The organism is Faecalibacterium sp. An122 (assembly GCF_002160895.1).
In the GTDB taxonomy this organism is placed as follows: domain Bacteria; phylum Bacillota; class Clostridia; order Oscillospirales; family Ruminococcaceae; genus Faecalibacterium.
The window spans coordinates 201,472-217,429 of record NZ_NFLL01000002.1 but is presented as its reverse complement, the minus strand read 5'-3'; the positions used below and the strand labels follow the sequence as shown (position 1 = coordinate 217,429).

The following is a 15,958-nucleotide window of genomic DNA, read 5'->3' as shown; positions in this document are numbered from 1 at the left end:
GAGATTTTTCCTACAGATACGAAAAATTCTTTTATTTTTGTATCCATCACTCCAGCAGCTGACCCTCCTGAACAGGGGTCATTCCGTTGGAACGCTCGAAGAAATAGGCGTTGAAAATATCCGCCACCAGCTCGCCGGTACGGGAACCGCCGCCGCCGTATTCCACCACGATGCCCACCGCAATCTGGGGGTCCTCCACCGGGCCATAGGCGATGATGGTGGAGTTGGTGTAGTAGCTGCCCGAAGGGGTCTTTTCGCTGCGCTGGGGGGTACCGGTTTTACAGGCGATGGTGTAGGGGTAGTTGGCCAGGCCGGCGACGGTCTGGGCCGCGCCCACCATGCCCTCTTCCACGATATCAAAAGCGCCCACGTCGTCCTCGATGATCTCCACAATCTCGGGCTCCACCTCTTCCAGAACCTCGCCGGTGTTGGTGTCCAGCAGGGCCTTCACAAAATGGGTCCGGTACCGGACGCCCTTGTTGGCGATGGTGGCGGCATAGGTTGCCAGCTGCACCGGAGTGACCACCGTATTGCCCTGGCCGATGGCGGCCTGGACTTCCAGAGAGGCGGTGTAGTTGGAGTCCTCCTTGGTGGTCAGGCGGCCGGTGGACTCGCTGACCTCCACGCCGGTAGGCGTGCCCAGGCCCAGGCGATAGGCGTAATCATCGTACACATCGCTGGTGAGCCGGCGGCCCACGTCGTAGAAGAAGATATTGCAGCTCCACTTGATGGCGGTCACCACATCGATGTTGCCGCTGTGGCCGTGACGGGTGCAGCGGGGGTGGTAATCGCTGAAGTAATTGTAAACGCCGTTGCAGTAGACGGTGCTGTTGCGGTCAATGAGCCCGCTGATGAGTGCAGCCACCGCCACCGAGGGCTTATAGGTGGAACCGGGGGTATACAGGCCCTGCAGCGCCCGGTTGTACAGGGGCAGGCCGGGGTCGGCGCTGTACGCGCTGTACTGGGTGCTATAGAGATTCTGGTCGTAGCTGGGATAGTTGGAGCAGGCCAGGATTCCGCCGGTCTTGACGTCGATGACCACCACTGCGCCGGCGCTGGCGTCCACGTTGTAGGTGGCGGCAATCTGCTGGACGTTGCGGGCCAGAGCGTCGTCCACCGCCTTCTGGAACTCGCTGTTGACGGTGAGCATCACCGTCTTGCCGGGCTCCGGCTCGGTGGTGATGCTGGTGTCGATGATGACGCCGTCGCTGTCCCGGGTAATGGTCTCAACGCCGTCCTGGCCCCGGAGCTGATCCTCATAGGCCGATTCCAGGCCCGAGATGCCGATGACGTCGTTCATGGCGTAGCCCTTATCCCGCAGAGGATAGGTCACCTGGCCGTTTTCATCGGTGACGCGCCACATTTCGGCGGTGATTTTGCCCACCCGGCCCAGCACATGGGGCAGAATGGTGCCGTCGGTGTAGCTGCGGACGCTGGTCTCGGCAATCTCCACACCCGGCAGGGTCAGGCTGTGTTCCTTGACGGTGGCCACGGTTTTGTCCGAGACGTTCTCGGCCAGGGTGAAGTTGTTCACGTTGGAAAAAGCTTCCTGCTCCATCTGGTAATGGATTCCTCCCAGAATCCGCTGCCAGGTGGGGTCGTAGCTTTCCAGCTCGTATTTTTCAATCAGGCGGTCCATCACGTCGTTGGCGGTGGCGTACTGCTGGAGGCCCAGGGCCTCCTTCACCGCGGCAATGGCGTTCTGGTCGCTCTGGCTGGCGGGATCTCCGGTAAAGTCGTAGTTCCCCGCCCCGTCGGCGTAGCTGATCAGGAGGCCGTCGTTCCAGCTTTCGCCGTTGGCCTGCAGGATTTCCACCGCCTTGCGGATGGTCTCGTTCAGGTCATTGTCCCCGATCAGCAGCTTGCTCAGCTCCACATTGTAGCAGGTGGTGCTGGTGGCAATCCGGCGGCCGGCGCTGTCCACAATGTCGCCCCGGGCCGCTGTGACGTTGAAGCGGTATTCGGTGGTGCTGGTGGCGCGGGCGGCAAACTCATCCCCATGGACCAGCTGCAAAAAGATCAGCCGCAAAACATACAGCGCAAAGACCGCCAGGGCGACAGCTATCAGCATCGCCAGGCGCCGGGTCACGATTTTATGTTCATCCATGGTGAGGGTCCCCCCTTTCGGCGTTTGGCCGGCCGCGGGCCGGGCGCTAGATGACGCCGTTGTCGATTTTAAACGTCTCGCTGGTCCACCGGACGGCCCGGTAGAGCGGCACCGACAGCACAGCGCTCATCAGGACGGTCAGCGGCACATAGCCCACAAAGCGCTCCAGCATATTGCTGTAGCCCGGCATGGCGTAATAGAACAGAAAGTCACTGCACAGCACCAGCGCCAGCGCCCCGGCAGTCACCAGGGCAAAGTTGGTCTGGGTCAGTTTGAGGTAGAGCTGGCTGGCCACCGACACCCCGAAACTCAGCATCATCAGGGCCAGGGCCAGCAGTCCCACCGTCCGGCCGGCGGTATAATCCCACATCAGGCCGCAGACTGCGCCGAACAGTGCCCCGGAGAACTCATCCTCCCAGACGGCCACGGCCAGGGCCAGCGGCAGCAGAAAGACCGGCTTGGCCTGCCCGAACTGCAAAAACCCCGGCACAGTCTGCAGCACAGTGCAGGCCAGGAGCAGCAGAACATACAGGCCCCACTTATAAAACTGGGAGCGCCTGCGCTTGCGGCGTGATTCCATCAAAGTCCCGCCTTTCTAACGGTGATCCAAAACGGTTGGAAGCTCAGTAGTCGGTGATGATGAAGGCCTGCTTGACCCCCAGCACGTCGGCGTCGGGCTGAATCACCGCGATGACCGATGTGCCGCTGGCCTCCGGCTCGATGCTGACGATCCGGCCCACCAGGATATCCGGCGGATAGACGCCGCCCAGGCCGGTGGTGATGATCTCATCCCCCACCGACGCCATGGACTCGCGGGACAGGTCGGTGAAGACGCACTGCCCCTTGGCGGCGTAGGCCGCGTCGCCGGTGAGGATGCCGTTGTCCCGGGTGCGGGACACCACGCCCGCCGCGTTGAAGCTGGGGTGCAGAATGGTCAGCACCCGGCAGCTGGTCAGGTCGGCTTCAATGACGGTGCCCAGCAGCTGGCCCTCGTCGTCGATGACGGTGTCGCCCCGCTCCACCCCGTGGGCGGTGCCCTTGTCCAGGGTGAAGCCTCCAAAGGCGTCCAGAGCGTCCCGGCCGATGACAAAGGCCGAAACAAAGCTCATCTCGGGGTTATCCTCCTGGATGCCGGCCAGGTTTTTGAAGGCCTCGTTCTCGGCCTTGAGCTGGTCATAGTCCACCAGCTGGCGGCGCAGCTCGGCGTTTTCGGCCCGGAGAGCCTCGTTTTCTTCCATGGTCTCGTCGATGGAGGTGTATTTTTCCCACACCGACGACACCCCGCCGCCCACCAGGGAGGCCACCTTCTGGAAGGGCGCCACCGCCACGCTCAGCAGCTCCTGCGGAGCGGCCGTCAGCCGGCCATTGGCCGCGGCATACGCCATCAGCCCGGCCAGAAAGACCGCCACCGCGATCAGAATCCTGAATTTCCAGGTCTCAAAAAAATCTTTCACGGCCCGCCTCCCCTTCACTGGGTGAAAAAGCGCGGACAGCCGGTGCCATCCGCGCTCTTGTTTTCGCTTTTATGGTTATGCCGGTTTTGGGGCCGGAATATACATCCCGGGCGCTCCGTCCGGCCCAAATGTCTTACATATGATCCCCGTCGGTGTCCAGCACGTCGTGCAGCACATCCACATGGTCCAGCACCGCGCCGGCGCCGGTGGCCACACAATCCAGGGGGTCCTCGGCCACATGGACATCGATACCGGTCTCGCTCTGGATCAGCTTATCCAGGCCGCGCAGCAGGGCGCCGCCGCCGGTCAGGGTGATGCCGCGGTCGATGATATCGGCGCTCAGCTCGGGCGGGGTGCGCTCCAGGGTCTCCTTGATGGCGTCGGTGATCTTGACCAGGCACTCCAGCAGGGCTTCGCGGACGTCCTCGGAGTGAACCACAATGTTCTTGGGCAGGCCGTCCACCAGGTTGCGGCCCTTGATCTCCATGGTCATCTCCTCCTCCAGCTTGTAGGCGGAGCCGATGTCGATCTTGATCTGCTCGGCGGTGCGCTCACCGATCAGCAGGTTATACTTGCGCTTGATGAAGGCGATGATGGCCTGGTCGAACATATCGCCGGCCATGCGGACGCTGCGGGAAGCCACGATGCCGCCCAGAGAGATGACGGCGATCTCGGCGGTGCCGCCGCCGATGTCCACGATCATGCTGCCGGTGGGCTCGCTGATGGGCAGCCCTGCGCCGATGGCGGCGGCCATGGGCTCCTCGATCACCGACACCTGACGGGCGCCGGCCTTGAGGGTTGCCTCACGGACAGCGCGGCGCTCCACCTCGGTGACGCCCGAGGGAATGCAGATGACCACCCGGGGCCGGGCAAACAGGCTGTTGCCGCAGGCCTTCTTGAGGAAGTTCTCCAGCATGTTGGCGGTGATATCAAAATCGGCGATGACGCCGTCCTTCAGGGGACGGACCGCCACGATGCTGCCAGGGGTACGGCCGATGACCGCCTTGGCCTCGGCGCCCACGCAACGAACCTCATCGTTGCGGGTATCCACCGCCACCACCGACGGCTCCCGCATGATGATCCCCTTGCCCTTCATATACACCAGGGTATTGGCGGTGCCCAGGTCAATCCCGATATCCTTAGACAAAAAACTCATAGCGCAGCTAACTCCTTCTAAACTCCAGTTGCCTCAATCTCCCGGCCCAGCCCGGGCCCTGCCCGCGCCTGCCGTTATCTTGGAAGATCCCTCCCGCCACAGGCGGCCGGAGGGTCCAGATGCTTTCCCTTTCCGGCGGTCTGCCCTGCTTTCAGCCCCAGGGCAGGCCAGTCCTCTCATTATTATAGTCACAAAGCCCCGTTTTCACAAGTGCTTTGACAATTTTTCCCCCTTTTTTCATCTTTGAACTGCAAGATTTTTCCCCGAAACCCGTTCCAGCAGCCGGGCCGTCCGGCTGACGGGCAGGCCCATGATGGTGTAATAGTCCCCTTCCAGCCGGTCCAGCCAGAGGGCTGCCTGGCCCTGGATGGCGTAGGCCCCGGCCTTATCAAAGGGTTCCCCGCTGGCAATGCAGCGTTCCATCTCCTCCTCGGAGATGGGGAAAAAAGTCACCTTGCAGGTATCCACAAAGCTCTCGGCGGTTGTGCCGTCCGAGACGCAGACCCCGGTGTGGACCTGATGGGTCCGGCCCGACAGGGCCCGCAGCATCCGGCGGGCGTCGTCGGCGTCTTTGGGTTTGCCGAACACTTCCCCGTCCAGCTCCACCACCGTGTCGCTGCCCACCACCAGGCAGCCGGGGTTCTGGCCCGACACCGCCAGGCACTTGCCCCGGGCCAGAGCTTCGGCCAGGGCGGCGGGGGATTCGGCCTGAATCGCCCGCTCGTCAAAATCGCTGGCGCAGACCTCAAAGTCGGTGGTATACAGGCTCAGCAGTTCCCTGCGGCGGGGACTGCCGGAGGCTAAAATCAGTTTCATGATCCCGCCTCCTCACTTGCCGGTGGAGCCAAAGCCGCCCTCGCCCCGGGCGGTATCCCCCAGGGTCTCGGCCGGAACAAAGGCCGCCGTATACACCGGTGCAATGCACAGCTGGGCCACCCGCTCCCCGGGCTGGATGGTATAGCTCTCCTGGCCCAGGTTCACCATGGGGACCTTCAGTTCGCCGCGGTAGTCGCTGTCGATGACCCCCACGCCATTGGCCATGCACAGGCCATGCTTGATGGACAGGCCGCTGCGGGCATACACCAGGGCCACCGTCTCGGGGCCGGGCAGTTCGATGGCCAGGCCGGTGGGAACCAGGGCCCGCTCCATGGGGGCCAGGGTCATGGGTGCATCCAGCACCGCGCACAGATCGGCGGCGGCCGCTCCGGCGGTGGCATAGGCGGGCACATGGGCCCGGGCGTCCAGTACTTTATATTTTACAGTGACTTGCTGCATGGCAGAACATTCCTTTTCTTCTTGATATTATATAATGTAAGGGCTGCGCCCGCCCGGCCTTTTTCGGGCGGGGCCCAGCGTCTCAGTTGGTGCCTTTGAAATACAGGCCCCGGGTGAACTCCCCGTCAAAGGGTGCAGCCTGGAGAATCTGGTCCAGAACCGTCCCGGCCTCTTCCCGGCTCTCAATGGTGAAATAGGCCACGCCGTAATCCACCGGCAGCAGGCCCGGCTTATCCCCCATATACAGGGGCACCGGGTTATAGACTGTCCGGACGCCGCCTCCGCACCGCACCGGGAACTTCTTGGCTTTCCGGTCGGTGAGGACGCCCTCCCGGCTGCAATGGGCGCAGTCGTGGATATTCTGGAGGGGGCAGGCCCGGGTGAGCATCAGGGGCATATGGCCATAGATCAGGGCCCCGGTGGGCACCGGTTTTCCCCCATGGGTGGGGGCGATAAAGGCCATTTCGCTGTCCTTCACCTCGGGCAGCACCAGCATGGCCGACAGGCCCTGATCCGCATAGAACTGGGCCGCCAGCGGGTTGGTGAGGTTCAGGCCGATGCCGCCGGTGAGGGGCAGGCCCTGACAAATCCGCAGATGGGCAATATTATTGGCCTCAAAGCCGGCAAATCCCATCTCTCTGACCTCGGCCACCCGGCGCAGGGTGTCGGTTTCCATCGCGCCGAACATGGCCCGGGGCAGCTCCAGGATGGTCTTGCCCCGCAGTTCCTCGGGAATCCGGCCCGCCTCGGCGATGGGAAGAATCAGCCGCACCGGCCCATCCGAATCCAGAGCCCGCTGGGGCACCTGCTCCCACTTTTCAAACCGGGCCCAGAGCTGGGGCCGGCCGGGAGCGTTCCGCCGGGTCAGGGGCGGCAATGCCACCGCTTCCACCGTCCAGGGACGGAGGACCTCCCGCTTCTGGAGCAGGCTGTCCAGGGCTGCACGGCGCAGCTCGTTGACGGCGCTGCCCGGCAGATACCAGGGGCCGTCGTCCATCTCAATCTGGATGTCCCCCGCCTCAAAGGGGGTGCCGCCGGTCTTGGACAGGCTGCGGCGCAGGGCGTCGGCGGGGTCGGTGCGGGCCGGCTGGGGCTCGGCCTCCCCGTAGGCAATGCCCCGGTTGCCCTCCGGGTCGGTGACGGTCAGCTTTTCCCCGTCGGGGCTGACCTCAAGCTTCATCTGAACCGGTACCCGGGGCCGTTCCCGGCGGTAAAGTTCCCGCAGGGCCGGCAGGGTCCGGCGGGTCTGTTCAGCATCCGCCTCGCTGCGGGTACCGAACATGGTGCCGTCGATCTTTCCATCCAGATAGCCCGAAGTGAAGCCCGAGCGGCTGAAGGCGTTCTGCAGGACTTCCTGGTCGTAGGCCAGGCCGTCCCGACCCGCCAGGCAGGCGTTGACCGCCGCCGCCACATATTCCGGCGTCCGCAGGCGGCCCTCAATCTTGGCCGAAGCCACGCCTGCCGCCTCCAGCTTGTCCAACTGGTCGATGACCGAATTGTCCTTCAGGGACAGGTGATGCGCCCTGCCGGGGCGGCCCTCGGGCAGGGGGTTGGCGTCAAAAGGCAGACGGCAGGGGCCCGCACAGGAGCCCCGGTTGCCGCTGCGGCCCCCCAGAAAGGCGGACATATAGCACTGGCCGCTCATGCTCATGCAGAGAGCGCCATGGACAAAGCACTCGGTCTCAATGCCGCAGCCCCGGGTGATCTTTTCCATCTCGGGCAGGCTCAGTTCCCGGGCCAGAATCACCCGGCTGAACCCCAGCTCGGCCATCTTGAGGGCGCCCTCCAGGGTGTGGACGCTCATCTGGGTGGAGGCGTGGCGGGGCAGGTCCGGGGCAATCCGGCGGCACAGCTCGGCCACCGCCATGTCCTGGCAGATCACCGCGTCGGCGCCACTGGCCGCCACCGCCCGCACCGCACCGGCCAGGTTGTCCAGCTCGCCGGCATAGACGGTAGTGTTCATCGCCACGTGCACCCGCACCCCGCGGGCATGACAAAAACGGACTGCCTCGCACAGGCTGGCGGCGTCAAAATTCCCCGCGCCGCTCCGTGCGTTGAAGCCCGCAAATCCCAGATAAACCGCGTCGGCGCCGCTGTACACGGCGGCGCGGAGCATTTCTTCACTGCCCACAGGGGCCAGGATCTCAATTCGTGCCATAGTTCTCCTCTGCTTGTGTATGGTGTGCCGCCCGGCTGCCCATCCTCTGGTTACGGCTGGCGGTCCTTGTCTTTCTCTTTGTCCTTGTCGTGGCGGCGCAGGCGGTCCAGCTGTTCCCGCAGGGCCGCCGCCTCCCGGCGCAGGGCCTCGTTCTCGGCCCGGAGCTTGTCCTCCGCCGAGCGGGCCCGGGCCGCGTCGGCAATATAATCCTGAATCTGGCTGCGCATATTCTCCGCGCTGCCGGTGCTCTTCTGATATTCGTCCAGATAATCCATGGCGCAGAACACCGCCGCCTTGGTCACAGGCAGGCTGGGATTGGCCTCCATCAGCTTGCCGATGTCCCGGTCCAGCTTCTCGGCCAGGGAGGTAATGTATTTTTCGGAATCAGTGGTGGCGAAGGCGTACTGCGCCCCCGCAATGTTGACACGTACTTTGTTTACCATAGCAGCCTCGCTTTCCGTTCCTTGCAAACACCGGCCCGGTTCCCGGTTGTGCCGGTCATTTCCCACTCAAAGCGGGGATCTTTCGGGCCAAAAAGGCAGGTTTTTACCGCCTTATTCCCGTTTCTTGTTCAGACAAGATGCGTGCATGGGAGTTTCTCCTGCCATTTCTCCCCGAGTTTCCCTTCTGAACGGGGCGCCCCGGCACGGCAGAAGCCCTTTTGTTTGACCCTATTATAATATAATTGGCCCGCAAGAGAAAGAGCCAATTTGAAATTCCTGCACTTTCAGCACAAACTTTTTCTTGAAAATATGGCGGATACGGAAAAAATACCGCTTTTCCTTGCATTCAACACGGGAAGTGATTATAATAACATTGTTGTGTTATGAACGCGGAATGAACACGGCAAGTTACCGCGGTATTTCCGTTGTTTTTTACTACAGTGTATCTGAAACGGCCATGACGCCGGAAGGCCATCTGTCGTTCCACCAGCTACAGGCTGCAGCGCCGACGCACCGCAAACTGCGGTGTGGCTGCCGCCCGGGGGAAGTCAGGCAGGCTGGAGGGCGCATAGGGCCTTTCAGCCGCACCGAAGGGCGTGCAGCTGGACATCCAGCGCCCGCAACAGGCTCTGAATGCCGCCTTTTTCATCGGCTGCGCCACCTATCTCATATGGACAGGAGATTACACGTATGACAACCAAGGAATTCTCTACCCTTCTGCAGAACAAGCTGACCAGTGAGTACGGCGTGGATCTGTCGGTTGCCTCCAACCAGCAGATTTATCGTGCTCTGGCCCTGATCTGCCGTCAGATGATGAGCGACAACTACAAGAAGTTCCAGTCGAAGGTGATCGGCACGGGCTCCAAGCAGGTGTACTATCTGTGCATGGAGTTCCTGATGGGCCGCAGCCTGAAGGTCAGCCTGCTCAATCTCGGCCTGGACAAGGTCTGCAAGGATGCACTGGCCGCCGCCGACATCAACGTCGACACCATCTATGAGGAAGAACCCGATGCAGGTCTGGGCAACGGCGGTCTGGGCCGTCTGGCTGCCTGCTATCTGGACGGCATGGCCACCACCGGCATCGGCGGCACCGGCTACTCCATCCTGTACGAGTACGGCATCTTCAAGCAGAAGATCGTGGACGGCTGGCAGCAGGAGCGCGCCGACAACTGGCTGCCCGGCGGCCAGGTCTGGCTCAAGAGCCATCCCGAGCAGGCCATCGAGGTCCGCTTTGACGGCGAAATCCGTGAGAACTGGGACCACGGCTTCCACTACGTCCAGCACATGAACTACAACAGCGTCATGGCTGTCCCCTCGGACATGTACGTCCAGGGCTACGACGGATCCGGCGTGGCCAAGCTGCGTCTGTGGCAGGCCAAGGCTCCCGATTTCGATATGTCCAGCTTCTCGCTGGGCAACTACAGCACCGCCATGAGCAAGAGCGCATCAGCTGAGCTGATTTCCAAGGTTCTGTACCCCAACGACAACCACGTGGAGGGCAAGATTCTCCGTCTGCGCCAGCAGTACTTCCTGTCGGCTGCCTCCATCGGCGACATCGTCCAGAACCATCTGTCCACCTACGGCACCCTGGAGAACCTGCCCGACATGGTGGCCATCCAGCTGAACGACACCCATCCCACCCTGGCCATCCCCGAGATGATGCGCATCCTGCTGGATGAGTGCGGCTTTGACTGGGACAAGAGCTTCGAGATCTGCCAGAAGGTCTTCTCCTACACCAACCACACCGTCATGGCCGAGGCTCTGGAGAAGTGGAATGTGGACATCTTCAAGATGACCCTGCCCCGCATCTACCAGATCGTCTGCGAGATGGACCGCCGCTGCCGCATCGACCTGAACAAGGCATTCCCCGGCGACAAGGGCAAGATCGACTATATGGCCCTGATCGGCGACAACCAGATCCGCATGGCCAACATCTGCGCCTACACCTCCAACAGCATCAACGGCGTGTCCAAGCTGCACAGCGAGATCATCAAGCAGAGCGTCTTCCACGACTACTACCTGTACAAGCCGGCCGCCTTCAAGAACGTCACCAACGGCATCGCTTACCGCCGCTGGCTGCTGGGCGCCAACCCCGGCCTGTGCAAGCTGCTGGATGAGACCATCGGCACCGAGTACAAGCACGACGCCTCGGCTCTGAGCAAGCTGAACGCCTATGCCGGCGACAAGACCGTTCTGACCGAGCTGAACAAGATCAAGCTGGCCAACAAGCAGGAGTTCGCCAACTACCTGGCCAAGAGCACCGGCCAGGTCATCGATCCCAACTCCATCTTTGACTGCCAGGTCAAGCGGATGCACGAATACAAGCGCCAGCACCTGAATGCGCTGAACATCGCTGCCCAGTACCTGTACCTGAAGGCCAACCCCAACGCCGACTTCATCCCCAAGACCTATATCTTCGGCGCCAAGGCAGCCCCCGGCTACTATATGGCCAAGCAGATGATCCGCATGATCTGCAAGCTGGGCGACCTGATCAACAACGATCCCGACGTCAACCAGAAGCTGCGCATTGTCTACCTGGAAGAGTACTGCGTCTCCCTGAGCGAGCACCTGATGCCCGCCTCTGAGGTTTCGGAGCAGATCTCCCTGGCCGGCACCGAGGCTTCCGGCACCGGCAACATGAAGTTCATGCTGAACGGCGCCATCACCCTGGGCACCCTGGACGGCGCCAACGTGGAGATTGCCAACGCCGCAGGCAGCGAGAACGAGATCATCTTCGGCATGCTGACCCAGGAGGTGGAGAACCTCAAGCGTGTAGGCTATCACCCCAGCTCCTTCATCACCGGCGACGACATCGCCAACGAAGTGCTAAACTTCCTGGAGCGCGGCTGGAACGGCGAGAACTTCCACGAGGTCACCTCCAACCTGTTCACCAATGACCCCTACATGGTCATGGCTGACTTCAAGGATTACCGCCGCGCCCAGAGCGACCTGCAGAAGCTCTACGCCAACCGCGAGGGCTGGGCCAAGATGAGCCTGAAGAACATCGCCAACAGCGGCATCTTCAGCGCCGACCGTTCCGTCCTGGATTACGCTCGGGACATCTGGCACGCACCCACCGTCAAGTAATCGCATTTTGAACCTTTTTGGGGGAAGTGGTCCCGCGCCCGCGCGCACATGGGGTCTGCTTCCCCCATTTCTGGTTTCTGGCGTCACGCCGGAGACCGGGACTTGATTTTGAAAGGAACGACCGACTTTGGATTGCCTGTTCAACAGCTGCGATACCTATTACAAGCGCCCCTTCGGCGCTCTGCCCGCCGGGCAGACCTTGCATCTGGCCCTCACCATCCCGGAGAATCTGGGTTATGTGGACCCCCATCTGGTCCTCCAGAAGGAAGGACCCGGGGACCAGCCCGTCTACTACCGGATGCAGTTCGACGGCCAGACCCCCGGCCTGAACCACTTTTCGGTGGACGTCCGGGTGGAGGACGTGGGCCTGTACTTCTACTACTTTGACCTGTACACCGACTTCCGCCGGATTTTCCGGGGGAAGATGGGCGAAGGCGTCCTGTCCTGGCAGGACGGCGAGCGCTGGCAGCTCACCGTCTACGACCCGGACTTTGAGACCCCCGACTGCGTCAAGGGCGGCGTCTTTTACCAGATCTTCCCCGACCGGTTCTGCGAGGCGGTGGAGAACAAGCATATGCCCTTCTCGGACCGGATTTACCGGGCCGACAAGCACGCCGAGCCCTTCTGGCAGCCCAACGAGACCGGCGGCCACCTGAACCACGACTATTTCGGCGGCGACCTGAAGGGCATCCAGCTCAAGCTGCCCTATCTGCATCAGCTGGGGGTCACCTATATCTATCTGAATCCCATTTTTGAGGCCCACTCCAACCACCGCTACAACACCGCCAACTATCTGAACGTGGATCCCCTGCTGGGCTCCAACAAGGATTTTGAGGAGCTGTGCCAGGCCGCCGCCCGGTTCGGGATCCGCATCATCCTGGACGGCGTGTTCAGCCACACCGGCTCCGACAGCCTCTATTTCAACAAAGAGGGCCGCTACGGCAGCGGCGGCGCCTATCGGGACCCCAACTCCCCCTATCGCCCCTGGTACGATTTCTCCCCCCAGTACAACGGCGGCTACCGCAGCTGGTGGGGCTTTGACACCCTGCCCGAGGTAAACGAGGAGGACCCCTCCTACGTCGCATTCATCACCGGCAAGGGCGGCGTCATCGACACCTGGCTGCGCCGGGGTGCGGCAGGCTTCCGGCTGGACGTGGCCGACGAGCTGCCTGACGCCTTCATTGAGAAGATCCGCGCCGCCGTCAAGCGGGCCGGCCCCGACAAGCTGCTGATCGGCGAGGTGTGGGAGGACGCCACCACCAAATACGGTTTTGGCCACCGCCGCACCTACCTGCTGGGCAAGGGGCTGGACAGCGTCATGAATTATCCCTTCAAAAACGCTGTGCTGGACTTCGTCTGCGGCAAGCCCGCCGAGGACGCCGCCGACGAGATCCTCTCCATCTGCGAGCACTACCCTGCCCCGGCCCTCCACACCGCGCTGAACTTCCTGTCCACCCACGACACCGAGCGGGCCCTCACCGTCATTGCCGATGAGCCCGCCAACGGCCGGGGCCGGGAATGGCAGAGCGGCCGCAGCGTCACCGGCGAGGCCTATGAGGAGGGTCTGGTGCTGCTGAAGATGGCCTACGCCATCATCTTCACCCTGCCGGGCGTTCCCTGTGTCTACTACGGGGACGAAATCGGGATGCAGGGCTACCGCGACCCCTTCAACCGTGCCTTCTACCTCTGGGACAGCCACGAGGAACGGCTGCGCCCCGTCATTGCCCAGCTGGCTGAGCTGCGGAAAACCTGCGACGCCTTCCGGGAGGGCGACATCCGGGTGCTGCGGGCCGAGGGCGGCATCCTCCACTTCCAGCGGATCGGTGAATACGAGGTGGCGGAGATCATCGCCAACCGCACCGACCACATGATTGTGGAGCAGCTGTCCAGCGGCAAATTCACCGAGGTGAACCCCATGGGCTTCACCATCACGGTGGAGGAAATCGGCCACAACCCCAACCACAGCTACTACGATTACCAGTAAATGCCAGGCGCGGAGGGGTGTTTCTGCCAGGAACTGGAAGAACCTCCCCGCCAAAATCCAGCATTTTTCAAAAAATTGCACGCAATTTCTGCCCGGTGCGCCAAAAAGCGCCGGGCTTTTTTGTATCAAATTCCAAATTTCGGTGCCGGGCCACCCCTTCCATCCAAAAACCCTTGACCTGAATAGGTAAATCGCATATGATAAAGACATGGCACCCGATCTGTGGTGCCGGTCCACCCCATAGCAAAGGAGATACTATGCTTCAGCCAATCGGGTGGCTGATCGCCACCATCGTCCTCCTGTTCGTGGAGGCCTCCACCTTCAACCTGGTGTCGGTCTGGTTCGCTGTGGGCAGCGCTGCTGCCCTGGTCAGCTGCATCTTTACCGACAGCCTCCGGGTGCAGTCGGTGATTTTTGTGGCTGTCAGCTTTGTCTGCCTGCTGGCCCTCCGGCCCCTGGCGGCCAAGCTGCGCAAGTCCCCGGTGCCCACCAACGCCGATCTGAACATCGGCCGCACCGCCACCGTTCTCACCGCCGTCACCGACGACGTGCCCGGCCGGGTGCGTCTGGACGGTGTAGACTGGAACGCCCAGGCCAAACCCGGCGCCTCATTTGAACCCGGCGAACGCTGCCGCGTGGCCGAGATCCGCAGCACCCTGCTGATCGTCGAGCCCGTTCCCCTTGAGACACCCATCCACTGACAGAAAGGAGCGTACATCCATGCCCATCATGACTTTCCTGATTCTGGCCCTGATCCTTGTGGTCCTGGTCATCGTGGTCACCAACATCGTGATCGTCCCCCAGTCCACCGTATATGTGGTGGAGCGGCTGGGCGTCTATGCCGCCACCTGGGAGGCCGGCCTCCACATCAAGATCCCCTTTATGGAGCGCATCTCCAAAAAGGTCAGCCTGAAAGAGCAGGTGGGGGACTTCGCCCCCCAGCCCGTCATCACCCGCGACAACGTCACCATTCAGATTGACACGGTGGTGTTCTTCCAGGTGATGGATGCCAAGCTGTATACTTACGGCGTCAACCAGCCCATTGCCGCGCTGGAGAGCCTGTCCGCCACCACCCTGCGCAACATCATCGGCGAGATGGAGCTGGACCACACCCTGTCCAGCCGCGACGTCATCAACTCCAAGATCACCGCCATCCTGGACGAGGCCACCGACAAGTGGGGCATCAAGGTCAACCGCGTGGAGGTCAAGAACATCACCCCGCCGGCTGAGATCCAGGACGCCATGGAGAAGCAGATGAAGGCCGAGCGTGAAAAGCGGGCCGTCATCCTGAAGGCCGAGGGCGAAAAGCAGGCTTCCATCACCGCCGCCGAGGGCGAGCGCGAGGCCGCCATCCTGCGGGCCGACGCCGTCAAGCAGCAGCGGATTCTGGAGGCTGAGGGCCAGGCTCAGGCCATTCTGGCCATCCAGCAGGCCGAGGCCGACGCCATCCGGCTGCTGAATGAGGCCAAACCCGAGGACAAGGTGCTGGCCCTGCGGAGCCTGGAAGCTCTGGCCAAGGTGGCCAACGGCAACGCCACCAAGATCATCATTCCTTCCGAGCTGCAGAACCTGGGCGCTGTGGTGCCCTCCATCAAGGAGCTGCTCACCGATCCCAAGTAAATCCCATCGCCTTCCCTGCCCCGGCAGCCCCGCTGCCGGGGCATTTTTGGCCCATCCGCCCGAAAAAGGCGCAAAAAATCCCCCGCATCCCGATTTGGGACGCAGGGGTTTTTGTCAGTTGCAGAGATTTTCGCCGGGGTTACAACTTCACCTCATAGAGGTAGTTGGGAATCACCTCGCCGGTGCCTTCCTTGGTGAAGGACCCGGTGGCGATGATCTGCGCCCCCACCTTGCGGGCCAGGGCGTTGGATGCCTCGTTCTCCCGGGCGATGCAAACGGTGACCGCGCCGGCCCGGCGGGCCCGGGCGTAGTCGATCAGGGCCTGGACCATCTCGGTGCCATAGCCGTTGCGCTGGCGGACGGGGTCCACGGCATAGGCCAGGTCGTAGCTGCGGCCGTTGTTCTCGGGCTTAAAGCTGCAGGTGCCGATCCGCTCCCCGCTTTCCCGGTCCACTGCCACCAGATAGCAGCAGTCCATGGCTTCCCCCAGGGTCTCAATGGTCTTGAGGTAGGCGTCCTTGTCGGGGATATCCTCGATCCGCGGGTCGGACAGCCAACGGCCGGTGACGGCATCGTTCCACAGGCTGATGGCAAAGGGCGCATCCTCCGGCATAAAACCGCGCAGACACAGGCGCGGGGTCTCGATGGTTTCGATCTTCATACAACATCCCCTC

13 protein-coding genes are annotated in these 15,958 nt (G+C 62.4%); 4 read left to right on the top strand and 9 right to left on the bottom strand.

All coding sequences use genetic code 11. The features are described 5' to 3' along the window. Positions 1-46: 46 nt before the first annotated feature. From B5E67_RS02915 to B5E67_RS02880, 8 genes are all read right to left on the bottom strand, one after another. Positions 47-2,107, bottom strand: a complete 2,061-nt coding sequence (locus tag B5E67_RS02915) for a penicillin-binding transpeptidase domain-containing protein (protein WP_087382678.1) — start codon at positions 2,105-2,107, stop codon at positions 47-49. Between the two features lie 46 nt (positions 2,108-2,153). Next, positions 2,154-2,687, bottom strand: coding sequence for a rod shape-determining protein MreD (gene mreD, locus B5E67_RS02910; protein WP_087245497.1), 534 nt, complete (start codon positions 2,685-2,687; stop codon positions 2,154-2,156). Between the two features lie 43 nt (positions 2,688-2,730). Next, on the bottom strand, positions 2,731-3,561 hold the full coding sequence (mreC, locus tag B5E67_RS02905; RefSeq protein ID WP_242956736.1) for a rod shape-determining protein MreC: 831 nt from the start codon (positions 3,559-3,561) through the stop codon (positions 2,731-2,733). A gap of 133 nt (positions 3,562-3,694) precedes the next feature. Next, complete coding sequence (locus tag B5E67_RS02900; RefSeq protein ID WP_087245495.1) at positions 3,695-4,717, bottom strand: rod shape-determining protein; 1,023 nt, start codon at positions 4,715-4,717, stop codon at positions 3,695-3,697. Positions 4,718-4,954: 237 nt separating this feature from the next. Continuing rightward, the gene (locus B5E67_RS02895; protein WP_087382674.1) at positions 4,955-5,536 is read right to left on the bottom strand and encodes a Maf family protein; all 582 of its coding nucleotides are present in this window, start codon (positions 5,534-5,536) and stop codon (positions 4,955-4,957) included. Between the two features lie 9 nt (positions 5,537-5,545). After that, entirely contained in the window at positions 5,546-5,992 is a 447-nt protein-coding gene (gene dut / locus B5E67_RS02890; protein ID WP_087245491.1) for a dUTP diphosphatase, read from the bottom strand. Between the two features lie 82 nt (positions 5,993-6,074). Further along, the gene (locus B5E67_RS02885; protein ID WP_087382672.1) at positions 6,075-8,150 is read right to left on the bottom strand and encodes a U32 family peptidase; all 2,076 of its coding nucleotides are present in this window, start codon (positions 8,148-8,150) and stop codon (positions 6,075-6,077) included. Between the two features lie 50 nt (positions 8,151-8,200). Then, a complete protein-coding gene (locus tag B5E67_RS02880; RefSeq protein ID WP_087245486.1) occupies positions 8,201-8,593 on the bottom strand; it encodes a cell division protein ZapA in 393 nt (130 codons plus the stop codon). A 690-nt stretch (positions 8,594-9,283) separates the two neighbouring features. Here B5E67_RS02880 and B5E67_RS02875 point away from each other — a divergent pair. The 4 genes from B5E67_RS02875 (at position 9,284) to B5E67_RS02860 (ending at position 15,284) form a co-directional block, all read left to right on the top strand. Beyond that, positions 9,284-11,680 carry a glycogen/starch/alpha-glucan phosphorylase gene (locus B5E67_RS02875; protein WP_087245484.1) on the top strand — a complete coding sequence of 799 codons (2,397 nt, stop codon included), beginning with the start codon at positions 9,284-9,286 and terminating at the stop codon, positions 11,678-11,680. Positions 11,681-11,807: 127 nt separating this feature from the next. Then, positions 11,808-13,664, top strand: a complete 1,857-nt coding sequence (locus tag B5E67_RS02870) for a glycoside hydrolase family 13 protein (protein WP_087382670.1) — start codon at positions 11,808-11,810, stop codon at positions 13,662-13,664. A 257-nt stretch (positions 13,665-13,921) separates the two neighbouring features. Further along, positions 13,922-14,365, top strand: coding sequence for an NfeD family protein (locus B5E67_RS02865; RefSeq protein ID WP_087382667.1), 444 nt, complete (start codon positions 13,922-13,924; stop codon positions 14,363-14,365). Between the two features lie 19 nt (positions 14,366-14,384). Then, positions 14,385-15,284 carry an SPFH domain-containing protein gene (locus tag B5E67_RS02860; RefSeq protein ID WP_204246515.1) on the top strand — a complete coding sequence of 300 codons (900 nt, stop codon included), beginning with the start codon at positions 14,385-14,387 and terminating at the stop codon, positions 15,282-15,284. A 139-nt stretch (positions 15,285-15,423) separates the two neighbouring features. On the opposite strand, the gene B5E67_RS02855 is transcribed toward B5E67_RS02860, so the two are convergent. Beyond that, positions 15,424-15,945 carry a GNAT family N-acetyltransferase gene (locus B5E67_RS02855; protein WP_087382665.1) on the bottom strand — a complete coding sequence of 174 codons (522 nt, stop codon included), beginning with the start codon at positions 15,943-15,945 and terminating at the stop codon, positions 15,424-15,426. Between the last annotated feature and the right edge of the window lie 13 nt (positions 15,946-15,958).